This is a genomic window from Paenibacillus sp. FSL F4-0087 (assembly GCF_038020215.1).
Taxonomy (GTDB): domain Bacteria; phylum Bacillota; class Bacilli; order Paenibacillales; family Paenibacillaceae; genus Paenibacillus; species Paenibacillus taichungensis.
Window position 1 is genome coordinate 3,250,458 of sequence record NZ_JBBODJ010000001.1, and the last position, 26,148, is coordinate 3,276,605.

Here is a 26,148-nt window from a genome sequence, read left to right on the forward strand (position 1 = left end):
GATACTGTGTGTAAAGGTGTTTAAAAGGGTCTTCCTACCCAAGCCAAACATGAAGTGTAGCTTCATGGAATCTTCATTCGAAAGAGTAGGCTAAAGCCTTCACAAAGGATAAGGGCAGTGTTATAATTAAAACAAGATTTAGATTAAGTCTAAATTAAAAAAAACGGAAGTAAGTTAAATTACGTGATCATAATCAAAACTATATCGTATTCGAGAGGGGATAAATTCCATGAGCACAATCCAAACTAGAAACAATACTTTTGCAAACCACGCCACTGAACTTCAAGAGGTCCTGAACCGCCAGATCGCAGGTTGGTCTGTACTGTACACCAAATTGCACCACTTCCACTGGTATGTGAAAGGTCCTCATTTCTTCACACTGCATGCCAAATTCGAAGAGTTGTATAACTTGGCAACGGCGAATATGGACGAAGCCGCAGAACGTCTGTTGGCAATTGGTGGACGTCCGGTCGCAACGATGGCTGAACAACTGCGGTTGTCACCTGTTGAGGAAGCACAGGGACAGTTGTCGGCTGAAAAAATGGTAGAAACCGTAGTTGCTGATCTGCAAGCGATGGTGGGTGTTATTAACCAGGGTATTCAAGTAGCAGGCGAAGCTAAGGATAATGCGACTGAAGATATGCTGATTGGATTCACCGCTGCCTTGGATAAAGAGGTCTGGATGTTAAACGCATTTCTGGGCAAATAAGCTAAGTTACCCTGCATCCTGAACAACGATATGTAGAGTCCGTGAACAAAGTGCCCGTTCGCTTACAAATCCGGTGTGCTTGCCGTATAATGATGGCATTCAAGATGTATAGATTGGTGGAGTGAATAATGCGGACAGACCTGGAAGAACTGCGGGATGAAGCTGAACGGTTTATATATAGATGTTATGAAGAGCTGGGCCATTCGCGTGAAGACGCGCAGGCCCGGCTTGTTGCAGTTTTGAACGAGATCGAGCACACAGGCACATATGTGCATACTGCGGATGAATTGGAGCATGGCTGTAAAATGGCATGGAGGAACAGCAATCGCTGCATCGGGCGGCTATTCTGGGATAAACTGCGCATCGTTGATGCCCGTCATGCAGATACGGTTGGAACGGCAGCGGATGCTGTGATGACGCACATCAGAGCGGCCTCCAACAATGGGAAGATTATTCCCATGATTACCATCCTTCCACCTGATGGACCAAATGGAGCCCCCGTGCGGATTTGGAATCACCAGTTGATCCGTTATGCCGGATATGAGACAACGGAAGGCATTGTAGGTGATCCTGCATCCGTTGAGCTAACGAAGACAGCAATGTCGCTTGGCTGGCAGGGGGAAGGTACGCCTTATGATGTGCTGCCATTGATTATCCAGGCTCAGGGACAAGCTCCAGAGTGGTATCCTGTACCTGAGGAAGACATCGTGGAAGTGAGGATCGAACACCCGGAGCGTCCCGAGATTGCTGAGCTGGACATGCGCTGGTACGGTGTACCGATGATTGCCGATATGCGGCTGGAGATTGGCGGCATATCCTATCCGGCAGCACCATTCAACGGCTGGTATATGGGGACTGAGATTGGCGCACGCAATCTGGCGGATACGTTTCGTTATAATAAACTACCAGCGGTAGCGGCAGCACTTGGCCTGAATACGTCGAGTGAAACGACACTTTGGAAGGATCGAGCTTTGGTAGAGCTGAATGTAGCTGTGCTGCATTCATTCAAGAAAGCAGGCGTTAGCATTGTGGATCACCACACAGCGGCAGCGCAATTTGCCTTGTTTGAGCAGCGGGAAGAGAAAGCCGGGCGCGAACTGACAGGTGATTGGGTCTGGCTGATTCCGCCTGTGTCGCCGGCAACGACGCATATTTTTCACAGTTCATACCGTAATGAGATTGTGAAGCCCAACTTTTTCTATGGAGATCATTCCTACAAACTAGATACAGAGAAATTGGAAGCTGAACGGATGGACAGGGAAAAACAACACACCGAGGGGGATCAGCAGCCTCATGCTGAGAACCAACCAATGAAATGCCCGTTTGCACACTGATGTGTGAACGGGTTGTTTTTTGCTGTTTTTTTCATCAAAGCACGGATTCTAAAATAGGAATTATAACTGAATATTATTTCTCTATATGGAAATTAATTGAACTTCTATAATAAGGATCATGACTTAATATAGGAGGCCTACCCATGGGTTACATTGAATCGCTTCGAGAAATGGTTGGCAATGCACCAGTTATTCTGGTGAGACCGAGTATTCTGATATTGAATAAATTAGGTGAAATGTTGTTGGTTCGACATGTGGATCATACCTGGGGAGTACCGGGTGGATTTATGGAGTTGGGCGAATCGGTGGAAGAGTCTGCGAGGCGAGAGGTCAAAGAAGAAATTGGAATAGAGATCAAGAAACTTGAGTTGTACGGCGTCTTTTCGGGAAAAGAGTTATATACGAAATTAAGAAATGGACATGAATATTATAATGTGGTTATTGGTTATATTTGCACGGAGTTTGAAGGCGAGCTGAAGCCCGATGGGGTGGAAGTTCTTGAAGCGAAGTTTTACAAGCCAACGGAATTGCCTGAGAACACAGACCTTTATTTAAAAAGTAAAATCGAAGAAAATGCACTACATATCGCAGCGCTATTGGGTAAAAAATGATTGGAGGCTGCCCACTGATGTGGGCAGTTTTGTGCGTCTACACTCGTTTCGATCTGTAACGGCTGCGCATCACAGCCTGAACGGCAATGGCAGCAGCAATCAGAAGCAAATTGAACACAAACACGGTATACAGCGATCCACGCTCCACAAGCAGAGCAGCCACCAGAGGGGACACGATGGAACCGATCTCTGCCACAGAGACAATTTTGCCTATGACGGAGCTTCTACCCTCGTCCGTGATATGATCCCCGATATGAGCAAAGAACGAATCCATGTAACATGCACCGCCTACACCGCCGATCAGCATGCCCACGTAAACCAGCACATATGAAGATGTGCTCAGAAAAACGACCACTTCGATACCAATCATCAGCATGCCGAACATGCAGAGCAGCAGACGATCACCCATCCGATCAGACAGATAACCGGCTACCGGAGCAGCCGCGAGTGTAGAGATACCAACGACGGTAAAGGCAAGACTGATCGCAAACGGGTCCCAGTGCATGATATGAGCCGCATACAATGCAAAATAAGTCAGAAACACGGCATAAGCGCTCATCTCCAGGAAATGAACCGTACCGTAGCCAATCAGTTGCTGCCTCCGGGTAAGTCCGGTGGATGGTTCAGGAGTGATTGGGCTAGGAGTAGTGTTTACTGGAGAAACTGTATAATCGGCAGGCGTTTGCGTTGGTTTGGAATCAGTTGGAGACTCCCTTAAGTCGTAGGCGTCCGCCACATTTTCAGATAGAGGATTGGGCTTTGCGGCTGTCTTCATCCCCATTGCTGCAACCACAGCCATCAGGCAGCACACGGTAACGAGTAAAAAAGGCACCGATAAAGGCCAATGCAACGAGAGCCAGCCGCTGATGACCGGACCCAGCACCATGCCCCCGCCTTCACTGCTGCTGATGTAACCGTTGTACAGCCCCCGGTTGTCGACATTCCCCTCATCCCCGATGATGGAACGCACGACGACTGTAAGCCCGGTAGAAGCGAGCCCTTGCAGCAGCCGCAGCAGACCGAATACGAGCGCCGCAGAAGATACAGCGAAACCGCCCATACAAACAGCGAGCAGCAGCAGCATGGCAATAAGTGCCCGCTTGCCCCCAATTTTTCGATAGAGTGCCGCAGCGGGCACCCCGCCAATCACTTTGCCGACATAAAAGAGTGCAAAAATAACCCCCATCATCCAGCCGGACAGGCCGAATTCCTCAATAAATAAAGGGAACAGGGGCAGGATCATGAAACCGCCCATCTGACTCAGAAAACAAATGATCATCAGCAAAGGCAGGTTACGGCGAATATCCACGAACAGGACTCCTTTCACATGACTTGATTCCGAAATCCTCATGAAATCGCTCTACTTGGATGCGTAGATATCGACATATACCCGTAATGTATGCTGTATTTGTGAGAATAAGAAGAAATAACACATGGCGTTTACATCAAAACCATTGCGGATATAGCTGAATCATATATAATAGATGGGATTTGTAATGAAGCATGCATGAAAAGAAGTGTACAGGCTCAAGGTATACCTCAAGTTTAAAGGGGGCGAAATGAAGCATGTCAGAACAACAACCGATTATCCGGTTCGACCGGGTGACCCAGCAATACGATCAGGATGAAGCCGTATTGAAGGAAGTCAGCTTCGAGATTGAGCGGGGTAAATTTTATACGCTACTCGGCCCGTCAGGCTGCGGGAAAACAACGATATTGCGCCTGATCGCCGGCTTTGCGGAGCCGACACAGGGCAGTATTTATTTTAACGGTGCACTGATTAACCAAGTGCCGGCTCACCAGCGGCAGGTGAATACCGTATTTCAGGATTACGCGTTATTTCCACATTTGAATGTATTTGAGAACGTAGCTTTTGGTTTGCGGATCAAAAAAATGAAAACCGCTGAAATTCGCGGCAAAGTGCTGGAAGCACTCAAGTTCGTCAATCTCTCCGGTTATGAAAACCGTGAAATTGGAGAGATGTCTGGCGGACAGCGGCAACGTGTCGCCATTGCGCGGGCGATTGTGAATGAGCCCGAGATTTTGCTGCTGGACGAGCCGCTTTCGGCGCTCGATCTGAAGCTGCGGACCGAAATGCAGTATGAACTGCGTGAGCTGCAACAGCGATTGGGCATTACGTTTATTTTTGTCACGCATGATCAGGAAGAAGCCCTGGCGATGTCGGATGAAATTTTTGTCCTGAACGGTGGCGTCATTCAACAAACCGGCACGCCGAATGATATCTATGATGAGCCGATTAACCGTTTTGTGGCGGACTTTATTGGTGAATCGAACATTGTATCCGGCAAAATGAAGCAGGACTTTGTGGTGGAATTCGCTGGCGCAGAGTACGAGTGTGTCGATCAGGGTTTGCAGCGGGACGAGCCTGTGGAGATTGTGATCCGTCCAGAGGATATGGAGATTACAACCGAGGAACAGGGCAAGATGCAGGTCAACGTGGACTCCCAGCTGTTCCGTGGGGTGCACTACGAGATATCCACATACGATGATGCTGGTAATGAGTGGCTGGTGCATTCCACGAAGAAAGCCGTTGTAGGTGCTCGTATTGGACTGTATTTTGACCCGGAAGCCATCCACGTCATGCGCTTTAACGAGACGGAAGAAGAGTTCGATAAACGTCTGGAAGCCTATCAAGAGGCCGTTCATGCAGACTAAGGCGAGTACACGCAATGCGTATCTGATTCCATATGTATTATGGATGGTGTTGTTTGTAGTTGCTCCGGTTCTGCTGGTGGTGTATTACTCGTTCTTCGATGTGGAGGGCAATTTCACGCTGGGTAACTACGCTCGCTTCTTTACACCTGTGTACATGCAGATGACCCTGAGCTCGTTCTGGTATGCATTTCTGATCACGGTGTTCTCGCTGTTGGTCTCGTATCCGACGGCGTATTTACTAACTCGTACAAAGCACAAGCAGCTGTGGCTGCTGCTTATTATTTTGCCAAGCTGGATCAATCTGTTGTTAAAAGCGTACGCCTTTATCGGCCTCTTCGGAACGTATGGCTTGACCAATTCCCTACTTGAAGTGGTGGGCATTGGCACGCAACAGATTTTGTTCACCGATTTCAGTTTTATCTTTGTCTCTGTGTACATCTTCATTCCGTTTATGATCCTGCCGATCTTCAACGCGTTGGAAGAGATGAATCCATCGCTGATCTATGCAGCACGGGATCTCGGGGCATCATCATGGCTGACGTTCCGCCGGGTTATCTTCCCACTGACGCTCAGCGGTGTGAAATCCGGCTGCCAGGCCGTATTTATTCCGGCGCTATCCTTGTTTATGATTACCCGCCTTATTGCGGGAAACCGGGTAATTACGCTGGGAACAGCGATTGAGCAGCATTTTCTCGTCACCCAGGACTGGGGGATGGGTTCGACGATTGCCGTCTTTTTGATTATTGCGATGGCGATCATTATGTTCCTGACCGGATCAGGCAAAAAGGAGGTGCGTAATGGGAAGAAACGGAAAGCTGTCTAACGTCTATCTGGCCGTTGTATTCGCCATACTGTACGCACCGATCGCGTATCTGATCTTCTATTCCTTCAACAGTGGCGGGCATATGCGCGGCTTCGAAGGATTTACATTGGAATGGTACAGGGAAGTATTTGCCGATACTCGGCTGCTGATCATTGTACTGAATACGTTTATTATTGCGCTCCTGTCCTCGGCGATCTCTACGATGCTCGGTGTGGCAGGAGCACTGGCGATCTATCATGTGCGGCGCAAACGGACCAAGAATACGTTGCTGTCACTCAATAATGTGCTGATCGTTAGTCCGGATGTCATCATTGGTGCATCCTTTCTGATTCTGTTCACCATGATTGGCATCAAGCTTGGATTCACTTCGGTATTGTTGTCACATATCGCATTCAGCGTGCCGATTGTCGTGATTATGGTGCTGCCAAAGCTTCAGGAGATGAGTCCAACGCTGATGGATGCGGCACGCGACCTGGGTGCTGGATCGTGGCAGATTCTGACCCGTGTGGTGCTGCCATACGTCAAACCGGGTATATTTGCCGGGTTCTTCATGGCCTTGACGTACTCGCTTGATGACTTCGCAGTAACGTTCTTTGTTACAGGGAACGGATACTCCACACTCTCTGTGGAGATTTATTCAAGAGCAAGGCAGGGTGTGTCATTGTCCATCAATGCGCTGTCCACGCTGCTGTTCCTGCTGACGGTGCTGCTGGTGGTTGGGTATTACTTCATTAACCGCCGTGCCGCGCGTACGCCTGCCGGAAGGGGGCTGCGTCCATGAAGCAACTGGTACGGACATTTGCAATTGTATTTGTGGCTGCCTTTGCCTTGATGATTCTCGCTTCGTATCTGAACAAGAGTCAGGGATATTCCGGCGGCAACACGTTGACGATTTACAACTGGGGCGATTATATCGACCCCGATTTGCTGAAGGAATTTGAGCAAGAGACCGGCATCAAGGTGATCTACCAGACGTTTGATTCGAACGAAGCGATGTTAACCAAGATTGAGCAGGGCGGAACGACGTTTGATGTGGCGATTCCTTCCGAGTATGCGATTAGCAAAATGAAAGAGGAAAACCTGCTCATTCCGCTGGATCACAGCAAGCTGCCCAATCTGAGCAACATCGACTCTCGGTTCATGGACCTATCCTTTGATGAGGACAACAAGTACTCCATCCCTTACTTCTGGGGTACGGTAGGTATTGTATACAATCCTGAACTGGTTGATGGGTTAACATTTGAGAGCTGGAACGACCTGTGGGACCCACGTTTGAAAAATCAAATCTTGCTGCTCGACGGTGCCCGTGAAGTCATCGGTATGGGGCTGAACAGCCTCGGGTATTCGTTGAACGATACGAACGAAGATCATCTGCAGGAAGCTTTGAAGAAACTGTCCACCCTGACGCCTAACGTCAGAGCGATTGTCGGAGACGAGATCAAAATGCTGCTGGCAAACGAGGAAGCGGCGGTTGGACTCGTATGGTCCGGTGATGCGTCAGAAATTATGGATGAGAACGACAAGCTGGATTACGTGGTTCCGGAGGAAGGCTCGAACCTTTGGTTCGATAACATGGTCATTCCGAAGACTGCGAGTAATATTGAAGGCGCTCATCAGTTTATTAACTTCATGCTGGACCCGGATCATGCGGCTCGTAATGCTGAATATGTCGGGTACTCTACACCGAACGCCGAGGCATTGAAGCTGCTGCCAGAGGATATTTCGGAGGATGAGCGATTCTATCCAGATGAGACGCTGACGGGTAAGCTGGAAGTATACAATAATCTGGGCAAAAAAATGCTCTCGCATTATAACGATTTGTTCCTTGAATTTAAAATGCATAGCAAATAAGAAGGCGTTTCGTATCTGAATATGCTGTTATATTGCTAAGCTAACAAAAAAAGCAGTAACCATCTCCCAGTACAAATCGGGCGAGGGTTGCTGCTTTTTTTTGATTTTTCCTTGCTGATGTTGTGTTGAATGTACCTTTGCTACTACATAAAGGATTCTTGTCCTTTATGTTCTCGTGTATATAGGTGTTCAATTTATATAGCAAGAACCTTACTAAAATGTTGTACTTATTAATTATTTTCTTTGCAAGGATACGAGAAGCGGTGGGTTTTTGATACGTGCAAACATGACCATGACTGTGATGAGTGCAATCAAGCTAGCCGTTATGATAATGGGAACAGGGCCAATATCGGTAAGGAAGTCGAAAAGTACCTTAACCTTCAACCTTACTTTGTAGCTTTTGCCTGGTTCCAAAGGGTCAGAGGCAAGATAAGCAAGAATAAAAGCAACAGCCGCTGTTATAAACAGTGTAAGTAAAGGTTTGAAGGCGGATTTCAGCGGAGAAACCTGTTTTTCTTCGTATGTATGGCTTTCGTTTAGGTAAGAATGCAATTTTTCGAGAAATTGCTGCTTGATCTCTGGTTCGTCGATGAAAAAATAGAAGTTGTACTTTTTGAGTGAATTATTATCCAAATCCATGTCTACCATCGAATCTTTTTTGTTGGCTTTTACACGATGGATCGAGCTTAAGTGAACAACATCTTTGGAGTTGACGTTGTCAGTCCACTCCCAGTTCCCTTGCTTACCTTCTGTAACAAATCTTAGTGCATCTTCTTTGGGAATTTTCACATACAGATACTCGGGAGTAAGAATTAATGTCCTGTTTTTGTCCATGTCGAAGCTCTCAATAGTCCATTCCTCTGTCATTTAATTAAATCCTCCTTAGCTAATATCTATATATTTATCGGAGTTTATCAATTAAAGTTAAATGTTTACAAAATAAAAAAAGAAATCTAATAAAGGATTAATTTATTTTATGGATTTGCCGATGAAATAGGGATGCTTATACAAAATTTTGGAGGATAAGGAAATGAAAAGTTGGCGCAGCATAACAATTGTTCTGAGTATCGTTATGGTATTAAGTGGTTGTACCAAACATGAGATTGGCAAGCCGAATGCGGACAAGGTAAGTCCTAACGAGGGAATTAGTACATCGGGGGATGTACAGACAGAACAATCTGTATCTGAAGATCATAAAGACAAGCTTAGTGAAGCTGAGGCAGAAGAACTTAAAATGAACAAATATAACGCCTATATCATGCTTAATAATATTATAACTGGGCGGCTGAACGATGTAATGGAGCATTATTTAAAAACATTTAGTAGCAAGCCTAATATTAAATTCAACAAAAAACATAACTATTGGGTAAGGTCATTTGTGGACAGGGATGAGACATACATTAAGAAAGCCTTTGAACTTGCTCGTCAAGAACCGGCATTTGACCCGTTGGATACAGCCGCTCTTAATTTGGAACCATCCATGAATAAGCTGATTGGGTACGTCAAGGAAGCGCATGACTATTATGATTTGAAAATGTATGTGGATGACCAGTTCGAAAAAGGCAAGCAACTACATAATCAGATTCTCTCATCCTATGATGAGTATGAGAAAGCAACGGAGGTTTTCATTCTGGCATTGAGTAAGATGTCAGAACAGCATCTAAAGGAAACGATGGAACAATTGAAGGAGAACGATCAGCTACTCCGATATAGCGCGTTGCAATTTATAAGCGATGCTAATGCGTTAACGGCAGAGATGGATGAGCAGGGCATCAACGCAAGCAATGTGCTAGATATCGATATGAAGAAATTCAAGAAGATGTACGATTCTCTAAAAAGTACCATGGAGTCCTTGATCCAGTATTCCTCTGACGATACGAGGGTGCGGTCAGAAGGTTTTTCACCGAATCAGTTGAACATGTTCATGGATAATGCCAAAGCAGTGAAAGTGGCTGCATCTGAAATCATCGAGCGGATCAACGATAAGAATAAAGTTCCCGATTATAAGTTAAGAGCGGAATTTGCGCTTAAACATGAAAAAGGAACGCCTGAAAAGTATAACGCTGCGGTCATTGCGGCAATTAATATATACAATCAGGGAATCTATTGAGAGGCTAACTTGCAAGCTCAAAGTATACGCAATATAACGATTTGTTCCTCGAATTTAAAATGCATAGCTAATAAGAAGGTATAGCCATGCGGAGTATTTCATATGGCGAATATATATCACCATACATGCCTCTAAGCCAAACATCCCCTGATCCTTTAATGGACCAGGGGATGTTTGGCTTTTTCTTTACCCTACCTCAGAGCAAATAGCTCAGGTAGGTTTTCTTATCTTTGTTTACACGTTAACGGAGGGGACAGAACAAACGAAGGAAGCGAAGCGCTCGCCTTTATCCCCGGATTTTCCCATTCTAGATGGGATTCAAAAAAATCTGGGGATAACAGCGATCCGAAGTTGTTCTGTCACCGCAGTGGTCAAGTGTAAACGACATAAGATTTACATGCGCTTTTTGCGACCCACAATGATCCATGCCCCGCCCATAATCAGCACAATGGCCACGAACGGCTGGACAAAGGACAGACTGTTCAGCATCGTGCCAATCGACATGACGGAGAAGAATAACAGTGAGATAACCGTCAGAATGTTGATTGGAATCAGCAACCATTTGTTACGGCCACCGAACCAATACAATTCAAACAAACCTACCGCTACCGCAAGAATGAAGCCAGGCCACATCGTGCTCCAGTTACCAAAGAGCATGGCGATCTGGCTGACAATACCTGCCGTAAGCAAGATGCCCCCGGGCACCAGCAATCCGATCCCTCGTCCAATCATGGAGAAGTACAGCCAGTGGAAGAATAGCCCCAGTGGAATCACAAATAGGGTGGGCCAGAACGTGGCGAAGATCGTACCCGGACCGAGTGAACCTCCCTGGTTCAAAATCAGGTATACGCCGAGCAAAATAAGCACAGGCGCAAGGATGGTGCGTTTAGCCATAATATCTCTCCTTTTCAATACAAGATCAATTCCCGAACGGTCATGGAGTATGTTTTCTCGTTATTCACAGCATACCATGAACCGCAAAAGGGTATCCTCGGTCTTTGGAGTTAAACTGAACCTAGACTAAAGTCTAGGTTAAATACATGCAATCGAGATTAGTCCAATCAAAGGCTCCACTGAAACGTTCCGTCTGAAATGGCTGGATAAATTGATAAAGATGGGCATGAAGCAAGGTGGCAGAAGTAAACCCCATGCCGGTCACTCAGCGAATGCTAACCAACAAGTTTAGCTCAACTTTAGCAGCCATGGAGTTATATTAGCTATGCCGCGTTGTTTGCTATGTGAAGAAGCCCACTCCGCGAAGAGTGGGCCCTTTTCTATTATTAAAACAGGACAATCCGTTATTTCAATACATCAGAATGCTTCTTGCCCCAGCTGTTCACGCCATCATCTTCGATAATCGAAATGGCCGCATCAGCGATGTCCGGATCTGTCATTAACTTCTCTTGGATACGGAACTTGATATCATCGGCATCGGCAAGACTCAATCCTTTGGTCAGTTCAATCAGACCTTCTACGTGATAATAACGACCTTCCTGAATAATGCGCATCATCTGGATATCTGCAACATGAGAGTCTGCCAGAATGGTCTGGGATACTTTATCCTCAACATCCTGTGGAGCAGCTACACCAATCAGTCCGATCATATTGTCATAACCGACACGGAAAGCGACAGCGATCATCAGGCATCCAATAATGGTCGTCACGATTCCATCGAGCAATGCAAAATTGGTCAGTGCAATGACGACGACAGAGACCAGTGCGAGTGTCGCACCGAGTACCGCTACAATATCTTCGTAAAATACAAGGCGTGTTGGCGGTGCGGCGCGTCCTACATTTTTGATCGCAGCAGGGAACAGGGCGAGGCCTGACGCTTTGGGCGCACGTGCTTCGTGTAGAATTTCTTTCATCGCTTTAATTAAAATGGCTCCATCAATCACAATGTTAAGCACCAGCACGCCGATGTTAATCCAGATACCGCCTGAATGAGCAGCCGGATGCAGTAACAAGTGAATCCCTTCATGGATCGTTTCATACGCCATAATGGTAACAACGATAACGGCAATCATACAGAAAATGTTGATGACCCGCCCGAATCCGGTCGGAAAGCGGCGTGTAGGTTTTTTCTCGGACAACACACTTCCGACAAAGACAAACCCTTGGTTGATGGCATCGGCTAGAGAGTGCATCGCCGAGGCGAACATGGCGCCACTGCCACTGAATAGAAAGGCTCCTCCTTTGCACAGTGCAAGTACAGCATTTCCTGCCATAGCTACAGCCGAGGATGTGTTCCCTTTTTTGACGAGAGACATTAAGCTCTCAGACTTTGGTTGTTCAGCCACTTCGAATGTTCCTCCCAGAAAGATGTGATAGGTGTAGAAAGAGTATTCCTTAATTACAGCTTGGTCATTTCCACTAAATGTTATTATAGCTTGCTTTACAAATCCCAGCATTATGCAAAAAAGGTCATATCACTAAAAACACCCGTGCGAGTTCGCACGAGTGTCTGGTTATTTTTATATAAGGTGTTATATCAATGAATCAATCAAATTTCCAGCAAGACAGGCTCAGGTTGCCATACTGATAGGCTTTGAACAGGAGTGATGCCTGCTTGTTCTGATCTCCCGCACCCATGGCGAGCAGCAATGGTACAAAATGCTCTGGCGTTGGCACGGCTGCTTGGGCTGATGGCGCCAGTTTGTCATAGGCGAAGAGGGACTCTGTATCCCAACTCACCAGTTTGTCTTGCAGCCAGTTGTCAAACGCCATGGCCCAAGGGTCAACGCCTGCGCTTTCCCAGTTTAACTGACGCAGGTTGTGTACCGTTCCTCCACTGCCAATCACTAGAACGTCCTGCTCACGCAATGTAGCCAGCGCTTGTCCTACCTGATATTGCTGTTCATTGGACAGATATCGATTCACGGATAAAGCAACGACCGGAATGTCCGCATTCGGATAGAGCAGACGAAGGACGACCCATGCACCGTGGTCCAGACCGCGAACGGAGTCACTTTCTAAAGGAATCCCAGCATTCGCGAACAGGCGCTGGATTTCCGCTGTTGTCTCTTCATGTCCTTGAGCAGGATATTTGATCTGATACAGCTCGGGCTGGAAGCCGCCGAAATCATAGATGGTTTCGTAATTGGCTACTGAAGAAACCAACTGAGTTGTAGATTCCCAGTGAGCAGAGAACAATACGATCGCTTTGGGTTTCGGCAGTTCCTGTCCAAGTTTTTGCAGAAATTCAGTGTATGCATTTTCCTCCAGTGCAAGTGATGGCGCACCGTGAGCAATAAACAGGGATGGCATCATTATGAATTCAGTCCTTTCGGGTCTTCGGCAGTCAGCTTGGCATCCGTCCGAAGCCATTGTTGAAATTGTTGATATAAGTCGGGGGTGGCTTGATGTCCACCGTGATATGGAACGTACGTAACGTTATTGGTCTGTTCACGGAAGAAGCTGGCGTTATCTTCACCAAGTTGAAGCGGGAAGAGATGATCCTGATCGCCATGCGATATAAATACAGATAACTCCGAGTTGGGCTTTATCTTGTATTCGTCTTTCACAAATTGCGGAATGTAACCACTCATAGCTACAATTCCCTTAATTGCATCTCCCATAATCAGCGAGAGCGTCATCGCCATAATGGCTCCCTGACTGAACCCAGCGATATAACGCCGTGCGGGGTCAATGGTATATTTGGCGGACAGGTCAACCATTAGCTGTTGCAGTCCCTGAACAGAGGCGTCGAACAATTCACGGACGGGATTGCCAATGCTTTTAATTTGAAAATAGGCGTAGCCGCTCCCCTGAACAATAGGCCCACGTACGGCGACGATAATAAAATCGGACTGAAGAGGCTCCATTAAGCGAAGCATATCCTGTTCATCCGAACCCATGCCATGCAGGGCAAAGATAACGGGATATTGTTGTTCTGTATTGTAATTGGAAGGAAGCCGAACCTCGTAAGTCAATGAATAATTCAATGCAACCACCACCTGATAAGAAATAAGTAATCAAAATAAAGTTCACTAATATGAAATTAATATTCTTATTGATGAACAAAATTTATCATGATTCCATTGTAGGGTCAATATTTTTTTTGTATTATGAAAATATGTTCCGTATAAGAAATCTATAATGATCTATAACGATGTAGCAGGCGGATCGGCAAAGTAATCCATATATTACTCCCAAGGACGTGATAATAATGCTCAACGGAATCGTACCTATTCTGAGGATATTTGATGAAGACAAGGCGAAAGAGTTCTACCTGGAATATCTGGGTTTTCGATTGGATTGGGAACATCGGTTTGAGCCAGATTTGCCGTTATATATGCAGGTATCTTTGGATTCCATTCAATTGCATCTATCCGGACATCATGGCGATTGTACGCCTGGAGCGGCTTTACGAATAGAAACGGATGCGCTTGATGCATTATGTGAGGCGCTCAATCGGAAAAAGTACAAGCATTCCAGACCTGGCATTACCGACACGCCGTGGAATCTCAGGGAAATGACAGTGATTGATCCGTTTGGCAACCGGATTGTTTTTTATGAACCAAACGCAGAATAAGATGGAGTAATGAATATACAGATCGGATATACAGATCAAAGGGGGAGGATTGCAGCATGGATATTGGTCTAGCCATTCGTACGATCCGCAAACAAAAACAGATCACGATCATGCAAATGTGCGAAGGTACGGGGCTATCCAAGGGATTTATCAGCAACGTGGAAAATAATAAGACATCACCGTCCATCGCGACGCTCGAAAGTATCGCGGATTATCTGGAAGTGCCACTGCCATACTTGCTGCTGTCACCGGAACAGCGGATGAACGTGGTGCGCAAGGATGAGCGCAAGGAGACGACTGCCGGAAGTGGGCAGATCAAAGTACAACATCTAACAGCCAAGGGCGCCATGCGTATGTCCATTGTGGAGCTGCCAGCAGGTGCATCGACTGGAGTTAATAAGCACGCCGGAGAAGAAAGCCATCTGGTTCTGCAAGGCCGAATTCGCGCAGAGCAGTGTGAGGATGTAGAGATTCTGGAAGCGGGGGATTCATTCAGCTGGAATGCCATCGTTCCCCACGAAGTAACCAATATTGGGGAGGAGCCCGCGGTAGTACTGATCGCCGTGTCCAAGGAGTTGGATTTGGATCATTTGTGGAACGCATAAGCAGAGGATCTTGGAATGGAGAAGGAGAGAAGTAACGCTGCATTAATCATAAGGATAGAGAATCAGCGTGATGAATCGTATTCGGACACTTTGGCGGCTACTGAATATATAAAAGGCCGCCCAGAGGTTTCTCGGGCGGCCGGATGGCGACGGAGTGCATCATTAGAAATGGTTGCTTCGTCATTCATTGTTCTTTATAAATGGTCTGGCTACTCCTGCTTACTGTGGGTTAGTTGTCCAGATGCCTGCGGCTTTAACAAATACACGGTCCGACAGTTTGAGCGTCGCCAAAGCCAGTTCAGCTACGTCTTCCGCTTGCATCATGCGGTCTTCGTCTCCAATTTTGAGTCCGGCATTCGTTGCCAGCTCCGTGTTCACTGTACTTGGTGTTAACGCAGTAACCCGAATATTGGATTTGCGAACTTCCTGCATCAGGGATTCGGTCATGCCGAGCAATGCGAATTTGGAAGCACAGTAAGCTGAGCCTGTAGCAAATCCACGCTCGCCTGCGGTGGAGGCGATGTTGATAATGCTGCCGCTGCTTTCCTTAATCATACTTGGCAGTACAGCACGAGTTACATAATATGTACCCATGACATTAACATGCAGGATACGTTCCCACTCTTCCGGGTCCATGTCCAACAGTGTGCCGAAGCTTGCAATGCCTGCATTGTTGATCAGAATGTCGACTGCGCCAAGCTCCATCTCAATCGCAGCTACGGCTGCTTCAGCCTGAGTACGATCGGAAATATCCGCAATGGCACTGGTTACTTTTACACCATATTCCTGGCTCAGCGATTGCTGGAGAGCCTCCAGATCGGAGGCCGTCCGAGCGATCAGTCCGAGATGCACACCTTCCTTGGCAAGTGCTTCAGCAATGGCACGGCCAATACCTTTACCGGCGCCAGTGATGACAGCCGTTTTATTTTTAAGTTCCATGTGGGTAACTCCTCCTTATAATTGGACTAGCATTTAATTATACTATATTACCCACAGTTCGAATATTTGCTTCATCATGATTTATGATGATTGTTTGATTTTGATGCTACCTGAGGTAGTGCGAGCTTTGATGACTTCGCGGCTTACCATGGGTGAATCAGGTATATTCACATCACCGGATGTGGCCTGTGCATCGTAAATGCCGTCAAAATCAGGCGCTGCCTGTATGGAGATATCTCCTGACTGTCCCGATACATCAATTGGACCGGAAACTTCTTGCTCAATTTTCACACTACCGGAAGTGAACTTAACATTTGCTGCACCGTTCAATTGCGTAATTTTGGTATCTCCCGACTGTACACTTCGGGTCACATCGCCATCAATGCCATTCAGCGTGAAACTTCCGGAAGTTTGTTTGACTTCCATATCTCCTGCAATTGCTGCAGCTTTAATGTCTCCTGAAGTTAGATCGAGTTGAATGGTTGGTGCGGTAATGTCCTGAAGGTGAATGCTTCCAGACGTAGTGTTAAGGTCCAAGGTATTGGCATGCAGACCCTTCAGATCCAGGTCACTGGAAGAAGAGACGATGTTAACTTCATCCAGCTGATGTCCTTCAGGTAACGCTACTGTGATCGTTTGCTGCTGATTATTCCAATAAAGGGTGAAAAATTGCAAACGCAAACGCTCTTCCTGATTTAACGTAAAGGTTCCACCCTTGATCGAAGCCTGTTTAAAACCTTCAATTACGGCCGGGTCCCACTTTCCGTCGACTTCAATGTAGCCATTGGAATCCGGACTGACAATGAATTCAATATCTGCGCTTAAGTTGGCATTCATCATGATATTGTGCAGCTCATCATTTTTGAATTCCCAACGTTTGGAGTAGGGTTCTCTCTTGTCTCCGAACTGAACTCCGTAAATGGAGGTTCCGAGCAAACCGATACCGATACATAGTATGGCTAAAGCAATCCATTTTTTGGTGCTCATGACTAGACATCCCCTTTCATCGTCTTTTGATTCCATCTTATATACTGAAGAGTGATTGACTTAAAGGCTTTAAACACCGATTTTGTTGCAATGGCGAATAGAATGCCTACGCCGAATACTCCAATCGAAACGAACAATTCAGAATACTCAAAATGGCCGAGATATAAGAAATCCACAGCAGCAGCGACCGGGGCTACTACCAGCAGCGACAAACTGGCAATGGTGAGCCATACCGACCACAGAGTCAGTCCTAGCGGAATCGCGAGTATGATGTTCAAGAAAAAAAGTCCGATGGCCGTGAAGAAGTTGCGTGCAGCCCGATTCCCCTTCTTTTGCTGTGAACGCATTTCTTCGAATGTTGGCGCATAAAACGGATCAGATCCTGGCGTGTGTGCATCATATCGGTCACCTAACGCTTCTTTGGCAATCTCGATCGGATGCCCCAGTTCCCGTGCAATCTCTTCTTCTAGTCTTCCTTCTCTTAATCCCATCTCAAAATGCTGTTCATAATCAGCGAGCAATTCGGCCCGTTCCAGCGGGTCCATCGGTCTTAGATGAATCTCCATTGCCTGCATGAATTGTTGTCTATTCATTTGGGGTACCTTCCTCTATAAGATTTGCGACATTGCGCACAAAACTATTCCATTCATTCGTGAGAGTCTTCATATAGTCACGGCCGGTATCAGACAGTTTGTAGTACTTACGTGGTGGGCCTTCACTGGATTCCTGCAGGTAAGTCGTACAATAGCCGTCATTGACCAATCTCCGCAAAAGGGGATACAGCGCACCTTCCGCCACTTCAATATGCTGGGATACAGCCTGAGCCAGTTCGTAGCCGTAACGATCCTGGCGGTTGATCAGCACGAGGACGCATAGTTCCAGCACCCCTTTTTTGAATTGAATATTAACATTCACTTGGGTTCCTCCTTGTTGCTCTATCCAATCACTAGTGTGTATTGTTCAGTAGTCGTGAATTCATCATAGCACCCGGTACTGTTTAATGCAAGATAGTGATTTTAAAATAGTTCCGTATCACGATGTCCCGCTGAGTTGGACTAACTTCGTTTTCTCGCTAATTAATCTATAGATCAGCATACGCAAAACCCGAATCGGTTACTTCCGTCTGAAGACGGATTCCGATCCGGGTCTATGGGATGAAGGTATACAACGATGGGGGTATCAGCTTAGTTTATTCTTGTGCTTCCAGCATCTTAAGGTCTTTAACAGCAGGGCCTTCAATGACTTTGCCTGCGTAATCGAAGCGTGAGCCGTGGCATGGGCAATCCCAGGAACGTTCCCCAGCATTCCATTCCACTTCACAACCCAAATGGGTGCAGGTGGTATCCACCAGAAAGAGTTTCCCCGTCGGGTCCTTGTAGGCGCCAGCACGTTTACCATCATGGCGAACAACGGCCCCTTCATCGTTGCCGAGTTCTCCCGTGTTCTTGTGAATAATGCCGACTTTGCCAGAGATCAGCTCCGCGGCTACATTGACATTCTCTACAAGGAAGTTTTTCACACCAGGGTCTACCTTGAATCTTGCAGGATCGAATACAGCAGCGTAAGCGTTGTCGCGTCCGGTAATCCGGTCCGTAAGGATATGACCAGCCATCGTTCCTGTGGTCATGCCCCATTTGGCAAAGCCGGTAGCCACATAGACACGTTCATGTCGTCCTGTAATTGGCCCAATGTAAGGGACCTTATCGATGGAGATCAGATCCTGGGCTGACCAGCGGAAAGGGATGTTGCGAATGCCAAATGTTTCTGCTGCATAGCGCTCCAAATTTTCATAATGACCGACAGTGCAGATGCCCTGTCCGGTTTTGTGATTTTCCCCGCCAAAGAGGATGTGTTCCTTCCCTTTATGAATGACAGTACGCAGGGATCGATAGGGTTCATCGTCAGAGATATACATACCACCGGCGAAAGGTTTCTGAGGTTCTACAACGACAGCATAGGAACGTTCAGCGTGCAGCCGTGAAAAATAAAATCCGGGGTCATAGACCGGAAAATGGGAGGCAACAACGACATGTTCGGCTGTTACGGATGGACCATTCTCATATGTACGCACATGTAGCGAGGCATCTTCCTCTACATCGGTTACCGTTGTATGTTCGTAGATGCGTACACCTTGCTTGACTGCGGATTCCAGTAAGTAATGCAAATAACTGAGCGGGTCAAAGCGAGCTTGTCCCGGCATCTTAATCCCTGCCCTGGACGGAACTGGGATGGGAAGGGGATCAACCCATTGACCAGGAATATTCAGCTTGCCATAGGCTGTCAGCTCAATCTCCAGCTTCTTGAGATTTTCCTCGGATTGAATGTAGACATAGGCATCTTCCTCAGCCCACTGGCAATCAATCTGTTTTTCTTTTACTAGGTCGCGCATCCACTTGGCAGCCGTTGCATTGCCTTCATAATACATGCGGGCCTGTTCTTCTCCAAAATGATGAAGCAATTCATCAAATATCACGCCATGCTGTGCCGATACCTTGGCCGTTGTATGGCCTGTTGTGCCATCCAGTACTTTTCCGGCTTCAAGCACGACCACGCGCATGCCCTTCTGGGCCAGCAAATAGGCTGTTGTAATGCCTGCAATTCCTGCACCAATAATGGCTACATCGGCGGTTGTATCTTCTGTCAGTTTCGGATATTCATTGAATGGGTTTGTTGCTCTCCACAGCGATTCCGGGATGGAGGGCAAACCTGACGGGGATTGTTGATGGTCACTCACTCGATTTTCCTCCTTCAATATTCTTCTTCATTGAGGACTACGCCTAGCTCAATAAGTACGTCATATCTATACTCCTATCCATGATTACCATACTGTGCCAGAATAAAACGATTGCCCGCATACTTTCCTGAGGAAAGTTCACATTTTCCTGTGAAGCCCCCCTGTCTTTTTTACTAAACATGCTATATGATAGATTTACCGAAACCGTTTTAGTAAACGAAAATAAGAGTTAACGATGACTCATAAAGTGCTTATTCTAAAAGGTTAAATCTTCGAATTTTGAGGTCGGATACATCAAGAATTACATCGTATTAATTTATCGGTTATGTATCCGCTATCATTCTAAATAAATCAATGAATTACCAAAGGAGATTCCATATTAATGACCAACCAAACGAAATATCCTTTCCAGGATACAACGCTCGAACTGGATACACGTGTAAAGGACCTCGTGTCCCGTCTGTCGGAAGATGAGAAAATCGAATCGATGCTGCAATATCAACCCGCAGTGGAACGCTTGGGTATCGCAGCATATAAACACGGTACAGAGGCAGCTCATGGTCTGGCCTGGCTTGGCGAAGCGACTTCCTTCCCGCAGCCGGTAGGGCTAGCATGCACATGGGATGCGGATCTGATGAAAGAGATCGGCTCCGTGATCGGAGACGAGGCACGTGTATTTTACAAACGCAATCCAGCAGTAAACGGTCTGACTCTGTGGGCACCTACGGTTGATATGGAGCGTGATCCACGTTGGGGTCGGAACGAAGAGGCTTATGGTGAAGACCCGGAACTGACTGCTGAGCTGACAACGGCCTTGGTTAAGGGAATTCAGGGCGACCATCCGAAGTATTACAAGGCAGTTGCCACGTTGAAGCATTTCCTTGCTAACAATAATGAAGTGGACCGTGGCAGTGGTTCATCGAGCATTGATCCACGCAACATGCGTGAATATTATCTGAAGGCATTCGAGAAACCGTTTAAAGAGGGCGGCGCACAGTCAATGATGACCGCGTACAACTCAATTAATGGTACACCAGCATTGCTGCATCCGTTTGTAAACGAGATTGTGAAGGGCGAATGGGGCATGGATGGCTTCATCGTGAGTGATGCAGGGGATGTTATGGGGATCAAGAACGATCATAAATACTATGATTCCCACACACCAGGAACAGTAGAGTCCGTCAAAGCCGGAATTGACAGCATTACCGATGATGCGGATCTTTCGAAAAAGGCACTGCGTGAAGGGCTGGAGCAAGGCACACTCACAATGGAAGACATCGATCTGGCGTTGTTCAATACGTTCCGTGTGCGTTTCCGTCTGGGTGAATTCGATCCGGCTGAGGGCAATCCATATGCTTCGATTGGTGAAGAAGCAATGATGACGGAGAAAGCGAAGGCCCTGTCACTGAGAGCAGCAAGAGAACAAGTGGTACTGCTTAAAAATGATAAAGGCACGCTGCCGCTGGATAAAACAAAATCCGGCAAAGTGGCTGTGATTGGCCAACTGGGCGGAACAGTCTATCGTGACTGGTATGCAGGCACCATGCCATATAGCGTATCCCCGCTTGAAGCGATCAGTGGCAAAGTAGGCGGCGACAAGGTTGCATTCAAGGATGGCAATGACCGCATTACATTGACTTCAGTGGCAAGCGGTAAGGCTGTCGGATTGGCTGAGGATGAGAAATCATCCATCATTGCTTCGGGAAATGCGGAGACATTTACACTAAGTGACTGGGGCTTTGGCAGTTACACGCTGAAGGCAAACAGTAATGGGAAATACCTGACGACGGATGAAGAAACGGTTACGGCATCAGCGGATGAAGTATATGGCTGGTTTGTGAAGGAAGTATTCCATCTGTTGCCACAACAAGACGGAAGCGTGGGGCTGACGACTTGGAACGGTAAAACAGTAACGGCACCCAATGGTGGAAACGATGTGTTTGCGGTATCCGAAGAGTTAAAATCTTTCGGTGCTACGGAAACGTTCAAAAAGGATATTGTGGTGAATGGATTGGAAGAAGCGGTTGCGGCCGCGAAGGAAGCGGAGACGGCGATTGTATTTGTCGGCAACAATCCGCTTGTAAATGGTAAAGAAGAGATCGACCGCCCAAGTCTGGACCTGGCTGAATCCCAGCAGCGTCTGGTTGAAGCCGTGTATGCAGCGAATCCAAATACCGTTGTAGTTATCGTGGGAAGTTACCCGTTCACGTCCAACTGGGTGCAGGAGAACATTCCGGCTGTATTGTATACATCCCATGCAGGACAAGAGTTGGGGAACGCTATAGCTGACGTATTATATGGCGGTTATGCACCAGCAGGCCGCCTGAATATGACATGGGTACAATCCGCAGATCAGCTAACTGATATCAGAGACTACGATATCATTCAATCCGGACGTACGTATCAGTATTTTGAAGGTGATGTACTGTATCCATTCGGACATGGATTAACGTATGCATCGTTTAAATACAGTAATTTGGAGCTGAACCCGGCCCAAGCTGGAGTCGAAGAGATCATTACTGTGCATGTGGACGTGACAAATACAGGTACGATCGCCAGTGATGAGGTTGTACAGTTGTATGTGCGTGCCGGACAGTCCCGTGTGAAACGTCCACTCAAAACGTTAAAAGGTTTCCGTCGTCTTCATATTGAAGCTGGAGCTACAGTAAAAGTCAGCTTCACACTGCCAGTTCAGGAACTGGCGATCTGGGATGTAACCCGTGATCGTTATGTGGTCGAAAGCGGCACCTACTCCATTATGGTGGGCAAATCTTCTGCCGATGTTCAGCTTGTTGCTGACCTGACAGTACAAGGGGAGACCATTCCTGCACGTAATCTGGGTGTGGCTACGCGCGCCGAGAATTACGATGCATACTTCGGTGTAGATCTGGATGAGAGCAAGGAAGGCGGAACTTCTGTCCGTGTGATTGGTGAACAAGGCTGGATTGCCTTCAAAGATGCAGATCTGGGCAGCAATGCAGCAGCGCTTGAAGCACGTGTATCATCAGAACAGGCAGATGCGGTATTGGAAGTTCGATTGAGCGCACCTGACGGTACACTGGCAGGACGCGTGGAACTGGCACATGGTGAGGCACAGCAGTGGTCCACGGTTAAGGCAGACCTGAAAGGCGTATCAGGTCAACAGGATGTATACCTTGTGTTGTCCGCAGGAGTACGTGTCAGTCATTTCGAGATTCATTAAGTCGGATAAAAAGACCTTTCAAGATAAACAAATAGAATGATGGTAAATGATAAAAGCCTCCGAAGGATTTCGGAGGCTTTTATTTGCATTCACAAGCTTCGTTTAGATTGAGGAATCAGCGGTTACTCGTTCTCTTGCTGTACGAGCAGCGTCCACCATGATGCTCAATGCATCTACAACTTCGGCTTTACCACGTGTTTTCAGTCCGCAGTCAGGGTTCACCCAGAACAGATCTGCTGGCAGCACCTGAAGTGCACGCTCAATCATATTCAACATCTCGTCCTTGCCTGGAACACGCGGACTGTGGATATCGTATACACCGAGTCCGATGCCTTTGTCATACGTATTCTGCTCGAAGCTGCCTACCAGTTCCCCATGGCTGCGGGATGTTTCGATCGAGATCACATCTGCATCCAGGTCGCTGATGGCTTCAATAATATCATCGAACTCGCAGTAGCACATATGGGTATGCACCTGCGTTGTTGGTTTTACGGTTGCAGTAGCCAAACGGAAGGATTCCACGGCCCATTGCAGGTACTCATCCCACTTGCTTCGTTTGAGAGGAAGTCCTTCACGCAGAGCTGGCTCATCGACCTGAATCATCTCAATGCCTGCTTGCTCTAGCGCTTCAACCTCGTCCCGAATGGCGCGAGCAATCTGGTAGGATACTTCACTGCGTGGTATATCCGAGCGGACAAAGGACCAGTTCAGGATCGTTACCGGACCTGTGAGCATGCCTTTTACCGGTTTGCTGGTCAGTGTCTGGGCATAGGCTGTTTCTTTTACCGTCATCGGTTCATTGAACAGCACATCTCCATAGATTACAGGTGGCTTCACGCAGCGTGAGCCGTAGGATTGTACCCAGCCATTTTTGGTGAAGGCAAATCCGGTCAGCTTCTCACCGAAAAACTCGACCATATCGGTACGTTCGAACTCACCGTGTACCAGCACATCCAGACCAATTTCCTCCTGGATGGTAATCCACTCCTGGATCTGTTCACGAACATAGGCATCATATTGCTCCGCATTCCACTCCCCTTTACGGAAGAGTGCACGTGCTTTGCGCACATCCGCCGTTTGCGGGAAGCTGCCAATGGTTGTTGTTGGCAGCAGTGGGAGCGACCATTTTTGCTGCTGCAATTCGCGTCGCTCTTGGAATGACGCGTTACGAAGCAGCTGCTCATCAGCGTGCACCCCTGCAGGCGCGCCACTCAGGCGTGTCCGTGATTCGGACTCGCTCAGCAGGCGCACCGCTTCGGTGCTTGCCTGGGCGCGGCGGCTGGCTTCAGCCAAAGCCGCTGCTTGGTCCGCCTGCTTTGCACCGCCGGACAACAACGTGCCGAGCGTCGCTATTTCCTCCAGCTTCTCGTCGGCAAAGGCCAGGGCATTGCGCAGTACCGGATCAAGCGCGCTCTCTTGAGCGGCAGTAACCGGTACATGCAACAGGCTGCAGGAAGGCTGAATGATCAGCTTGCCTTCGGCTGCGAATTCAGCTACCTGCTCCAGCAGCTTCGCCGTTTCTGCGAGATCGGCGCGCCAGATGTTGCGCCCGTCGATGACACCGGCGCCCAACCATTTATCCTGCGGGAAGCCATGCTCCCGCAGGCTGGCGAGGTTGCCTTCATAGCCGTGGACCAGGTCCAGGCCGATTCCGGCAACAGGCAGAGCTGTCACGACCGGATAAGCTTCCACCGATTCGAAATACGTTTGAAGCAGCAGCTTCAACTCCGGTGCAGCTTTTGCCAAGGCAGCATACACCTGTTGCAGCAAAGCTTCATCTTCGGAAGAGACGGCCAGCGTCAGAGCAGGCTCGTCGATCTGTACCCACTGTACGCCTTCTGCTTGAAGCTCAGACAGAAGCTGGGCGTATACGGGAACGAGGCGAGTGACGATTTCTGCGAAGCGTTCCGCGTCATAGCCTTTGGCGAATCGTACATACGAGTACGGACCGACAACGACTGGTTTACCTTCCAGCCCAAGCTCCTGCTTCGCTTCGCGATAGGCGGCAAGGGGTTTATTTTCAAGCAATGCAAATGCAGTATCATTATGAATCTCAGGTACGATGTAGTGATAGTTCGTGTTCAGCCACTTGGTCATCTCACAGGCTGTTGCCTGATCATTACCCCGGGCCATGGCGAAGTAAGTAGATACGGATACGGGTCCGCCTGAATGGTTAAAGCGCTCAGGAACGACGCCAAACATCGCGGATACGTCAAGAATATGATCATAGTAGGAGAAGTCGCCCACAGGAATCAGATCGAGCTGCTGTGCCTGCTGTTTCTTCAGATCCTGCAACCGAAGCGTGGTTAGCTCCTGATGAAGCGTAGATTCATCGATTCGGCCAGCCCAGAAGGACTCCAGTGCTTTTTTCCATTCGCGTCCCGCACCGATGCGGGGGTAACCGAGGTTGCTTGTCAGTACTTGTGGCTGTTGTTGCTGTGATTGCGACATGTAAAATTCCTCCTCATTTATAATAAGTGAACCCATCAAGTTGAAGCTATTGTGGTGTGCTTCTTTTGAAAGCATCAAAAAAAGGCATTCCTTCCGATTCCATACCCCGAGAAACAGGCATCATGAATGACGACTGTGCACAAAGATAGAATGGGAAAGAACACCTGCTATAAGTAGTTGTAGCGGCTGCTCCAACACCTCCCTATCTTCCGTAGGTCATGCGATGCTGTCGAAACAGGCAGGTCTCCTGGCTTGCGGATCATGGCCATATGCATTCCTTCCCGGTGGTTATACCAGTGGATTATATGCATAGACTCCCCGTATACAGTGGCGGGACCGCGACGGACTTACACCGTGCTTCCCTTTTAAGCCTGACCACGCATGTAGCGCGGTCGGCACCTGTTTCCGTGTGCGGAAATGTGCGTACACATCTCCGGCTATGAAATTGGCGACCAAGCATAGATGATAGATTGTATCATGATGTAATCGTCGTATACTTGCTCTTCTGCTACCAATCATAGACGATAACCAACGGGCTTGCAACATATATCATTAATCCGATCGGAAATAAAATAATGTTCT

The 26,148-nt window shown here is 47.6% G+C and carries 23 protein-coding genes and 1 riboswitch; of the genes, 11 read left to right on the top strand and 12 right to left on the bottom strand.

Going from position 1 to position 26,148, the window contains the following annotated elements; all coding sequences use genetic code 11:
• The first annotated feature begins 229 nt into the window (after nucleotides 1-229).
• The 3 genes from MHB84_RS15090 (at nucleotide 230) to MHB84_RS15100 (ending at nucleotide 2,654) form a co-directional block, all read left to right on the top strand.
• Nucleotides 230-709: a Dps family protein gene (locus tag MHB84_RS15090; protein ID WP_076287474.1), complete on the top strand. Its 480-nt coding sequence runs from the start codon at nucleotides 230-232 to the stop codon at nucleotides 707-709.
• A 128-nt stretch (nucleotides 710-837) separates the two neighbouring features.
• On the top strand, nucleotides 838-2,043 hold the full coding sequence (locus MHB84_RS15095; RefSeq protein WP_076287475.1) for a nitric oxide synthase oxygenase: 1,206 nt from the start codon (nucleotides 838-840) through the stop codon (nucleotides 2,041-2,043).
• Between the two features lie 143 nt (nucleotides 2,044-2,186).
• On the top strand, nucleotides 2,187-2,654 hold the full coding sequence (locus MHB84_RS15100; RefSeq protein WP_076287476.1) for an NUDIX hydrolase: 468 nt from the start codon (nucleotides 2,187-2,189) through the stop codon (nucleotides 2,652-2,654).
• A 37-nt stretch (nucleotides 2,655-2,691) separates the two neighbouring features.
• Here MHB84_RS15100 and MHB84_RS15105 read toward each other — a convergent pair whose 3' ends face one another.
• The gene (locus MHB84_RS15105; protein WP_179087119.1) at nucleotides 2,692-3,963 is read right to left on the bottom strand and encodes an MFS transporter; all 1,272 of its coding nucleotides are present in this window, start codon (nucleotides 3,961-3,963) and stop codon (nucleotides 2,692-2,694) included.
• Between the two features lie 257 nt (nucleotides 3,964-4,220).
• Here MHB84_RS15105 and MHB84_RS15110 point away from each other — a divergent pair, with 257 nt between their 5' ends.
• The 4 genes from MHB84_RS15110 to MHB84_RS15125 are packed head-to-tail and all read left to right on the top strand — an operon-like array spanning nucleotide 4,221 to nucleotide 8,004.
• Nucleotides 4,221-5,330 (top strand): ABC transporter ATP-binding protein, encoded by a 1,110-nt coding sequence (locus MHB84_RS15110; RefSeq protein ID WP_076287477.1) that lies wholly within the window; start codon nucleotides 4,221-4,223, stop codon nucleotides 5,328-5,330.
• Entirely contained in the window at nucleotides 5,320-6,153 is an 834-nt protein-coding gene (locus MHB84_RS15115) for an ABC transporter permease (protein WP_024632841.1), read from the top strand. The genes MHB84_RS15110 and MHB84_RS15115 overlap by 11 nt, the downstream gene beginning before the upstream one ends.
• On the top strand, nucleotides 6,128-6,934 hold the full coding sequence (locus MHB84_RS15120) for an ABC transporter permease (RefSeq protein ID WP_064641797.1): 807 nt from the start codon (nucleotides 6,128-6,130) through the stop codon (nucleotides 6,932-6,934). Before MHB84_RS15115 ends, MHB84_RS15120 begins: the two co-directional genes overlap by 26 nt.
• Nucleotides 6,931-8,004, top strand: a complete 1,074-nt coding sequence (locus MHB84_RS15125) for an ABC transporter substrate-binding protein (RefSeq protein WP_076287478.1) — start codon at nucleotides 6,931-6,933, stop codon at nucleotides 8,002-8,004. Before MHB84_RS15120 ends, MHB84_RS15125 begins: the two co-directional genes overlap by 4 nt.
• 234 nt (nucleotides 8,005-8,238) lie before the next feature.
• On the opposite strand, the gene MHB84_RS15130 is transcribed toward MHB84_RS15125, so the two are convergent.
• Nucleotides 8,239-8,871: a hypothetical protein gene (locus MHB84_RS15130; protein ID WP_076287479.1), complete on the bottom strand. Its 633-nt coding sequence runs from the start codon at nucleotides 8,869-8,871 to the stop codon at nucleotides 8,239-8,241.
• A 163-nt stretch (nucleotides 8,872-9,034) separates the two neighbouring features.
• On the opposite strand from MHB84_RS15130, the gene MHB84_RS15135 reads away from it, so the two are divergent.
• The gene (locus tag MHB84_RS15135; RefSeq protein WP_076287480.1) at nucleotides 9,035-10,114 is read left to right on the top strand and encodes a YiiG family protein; all 1,080 of its coding nucleotides are present in this window, start codon (nucleotides 9,035-9,037) and stop codon (nucleotides 10,112-10,114) included.
• 393 nt (nucleotides 10,115-10,507) lie between these two features.
• Here the strand turns inward: MHB84_RS15135 and MHB84_RS15140 are convergent, their stop codons facing one another.
• The 4 genes from MHB84_RS15140 to MHB84_RS15155 all read right to left on the bottom strand — a co-directional run bounded on the left by MHB84_RS15140 (nucleotide 10,508) and on the right by MHB84_RS15155 (nucleotide 14,058).
• The gene (locus MHB84_RS15140; protein WP_076287481.1) at nucleotides 10,508-11,008 is read right to left on the bottom strand and encodes a hypothetical protein; all 501 of its coding nucleotides are present in this window, start codon (nucleotides 11,006-11,008) and stop codon (nucleotides 10,508-10,510) included.
• Between the two features lie 404 nt (nucleotides 11,009-11,412).
• Nucleotides 11,413-12,414 carry a cation diffusion facilitator family transporter gene (locus MHB84_RS15145; RefSeq protein WP_143764501.1) on the bottom strand — a complete coding sequence of 334 codons (1,002 nt, stop codon included), beginning with the start codon at nucleotides 12,412-12,414 and terminating at the stop codon, nucleotides 11,413-11,415.
• A 199-nt stretch (nucleotides 12,415-12,613) separates the two neighbouring features.
• Entirely contained in the window at nucleotides 12,614-13,384 is a 771-nt protein-coding gene (locus MHB84_RS15150; protein ID WP_076287482.1) for a DODA-type extradiol aromatic ring-opening family dioxygenase, read from the bottom strand.
• Complete coding sequence (locus MHB84_RS15155; RefSeq protein ID WP_076287483.1) at nucleotides 13,384-14,058, bottom strand: alpha/beta hydrolase; 675 nt, start codon at nucleotides 14,056-14,058, stop codon at nucleotides 13,384-13,386. The genes MHB84_RS15150 and MHB84_RS15155 overlap by 1 nt, the downstream gene beginning before the upstream one ends.
• 224 nt (nucleotides 14,059-14,282) lie before the next feature.
• On the opposite strand from MHB84_RS15155, the gene MHB84_RS15160 reads away from it, so the two are divergent.
• Complete coding sequence (locus MHB84_RS15160) at nucleotides 14,283-14,648, top strand: glyoxalase superfamily protein (protein WP_179087120.1); 366 nt, start codon at nucleotides 14,283-14,285, stop codon at nucleotides 14,646-14,648.
• A gap of 56 nt (nucleotides 14,649-14,704) precedes the next feature.
• Nucleotides 14,705-15,253 carry a helix-turn-helix domain-containing protein gene (locus MHB84_RS15165; RefSeq protein ID WP_064641803.1) on the top strand — a complete coding sequence of 183 codons (549 nt, stop codon included), beginning with the start codon at nucleotides 14,705-14,707 and terminating at the stop codon, nucleotides 15,251-15,253.
• 219 nt (nucleotides 15,254-15,472) lie between these two features.
• On the opposite strand, the gene MHB84_RS15170 is transcribed toward MHB84_RS15165, so the two are convergent.
• From MHB84_RS15170 to MHB84_RS15190, 5 genes are all read right to left on the bottom strand, one after another.
• A complete protein-coding gene (locus MHB84_RS15170) occupies nucleotides 15,473-16,192 on the bottom strand; it encodes a 3-ketoacyl-ACP reductase (protein WP_064641804.1) in 720 nt (239 codons plus the stop codon).
• A gap of 81 nt (nucleotides 16,193-16,273) precedes the next feature.
• Nucleotides 16,274-17,179 carry a DUF4097 family beta strand repeat-containing protein gene (locus tag MHB84_RS15175; RefSeq protein WP_076287484.1) on the bottom strand — a complete coding sequence of 302 codons (906 nt, stop codon included), beginning with the start codon at nucleotides 17,177-17,179 and terminating at the stop codon, nucleotides 16,274-16,276.
• Between the two features lie 2 nt (nucleotides 17,180-17,181).
• Nucleotides 17,182-17,772, bottom strand: coding sequence for an HAAS signaling domain-containing protein (locus tag MHB84_RS15180; protein WP_076287485.1), 591 nt, complete (start codon nucleotides 17,770-17,772; stop codon nucleotides 17,182-17,184).
• Nucleotides 17,765-18,094 (bottom strand): PadR family transcriptional regulator, encoded by a 330-nt coding sequence (locus MHB84_RS15185; RefSeq protein WP_076287486.1) that lies wholly within the window; start codon nucleotides 18,092-18,094, stop codon nucleotides 17,765-17,767. The genes MHB84_RS15180 and MHB84_RS15185 overlap by 8 nt, the downstream gene beginning before the upstream one ends.
• Before the next feature lie 274 nt (nucleotides 18,095-18,368).
• Nucleotides 18,369-19,913 carry an FAD-dependent oxidoreductase gene (locus MHB84_RS15190; RefSeq protein ID WP_076287487.1) on the bottom strand — a complete coding sequence of 515 codons (1,545 nt, stop codon included), beginning with the start codon at nucleotides 19,911-19,913 and terminating at the stop codon, nucleotides 18,369-18,371.
• 382 nt (nucleotides 19,914-20,295) lie between these two features.
• On the opposite strand from MHB84_RS15190, the gene MHB84_RS15195 reads away from it, so the two are divergent.
• Nucleotides 20,296-23,115, top strand: a complete 2,820-nt coding sequence (locus MHB84_RS15195) for a glycoside hydrolase family 3 C-terminal domain-containing protein (RefSeq protein WP_076287488.1) — start codon at nucleotides 20,296-20,298, stop codon at nucleotides 23,113-23,115.
• A gap of 102 nt (nucleotides 23,116-23,217) precedes the next feature.
• Here the strand turns inward: MHB84_RS15195 and metE are convergent, their stop codons facing one another.
• Complete coding sequence (gene metE / locus MHB84_RS15200; protein ID WP_076287489.1) at nucleotides 23,218-25,566, bottom strand: 5-methyltetrahydropteroyltriglutamate--homocysteine S-methyltransferase; 2,349 nt, start codon at nucleotides 25,564-25,566, stop codon at nucleotides 23,218-23,220.
• A 220-nt stretch (nucleotides 25,567-25,786) separates the two neighbouring features.
• A riboswitch (cobalamin riboswitch) is annotated at nucleotides 25,787-25,984 on the bottom strand.
• Between the last annotated feature and the right edge of the window lie 164 nt (nucleotides 25,985-26,148).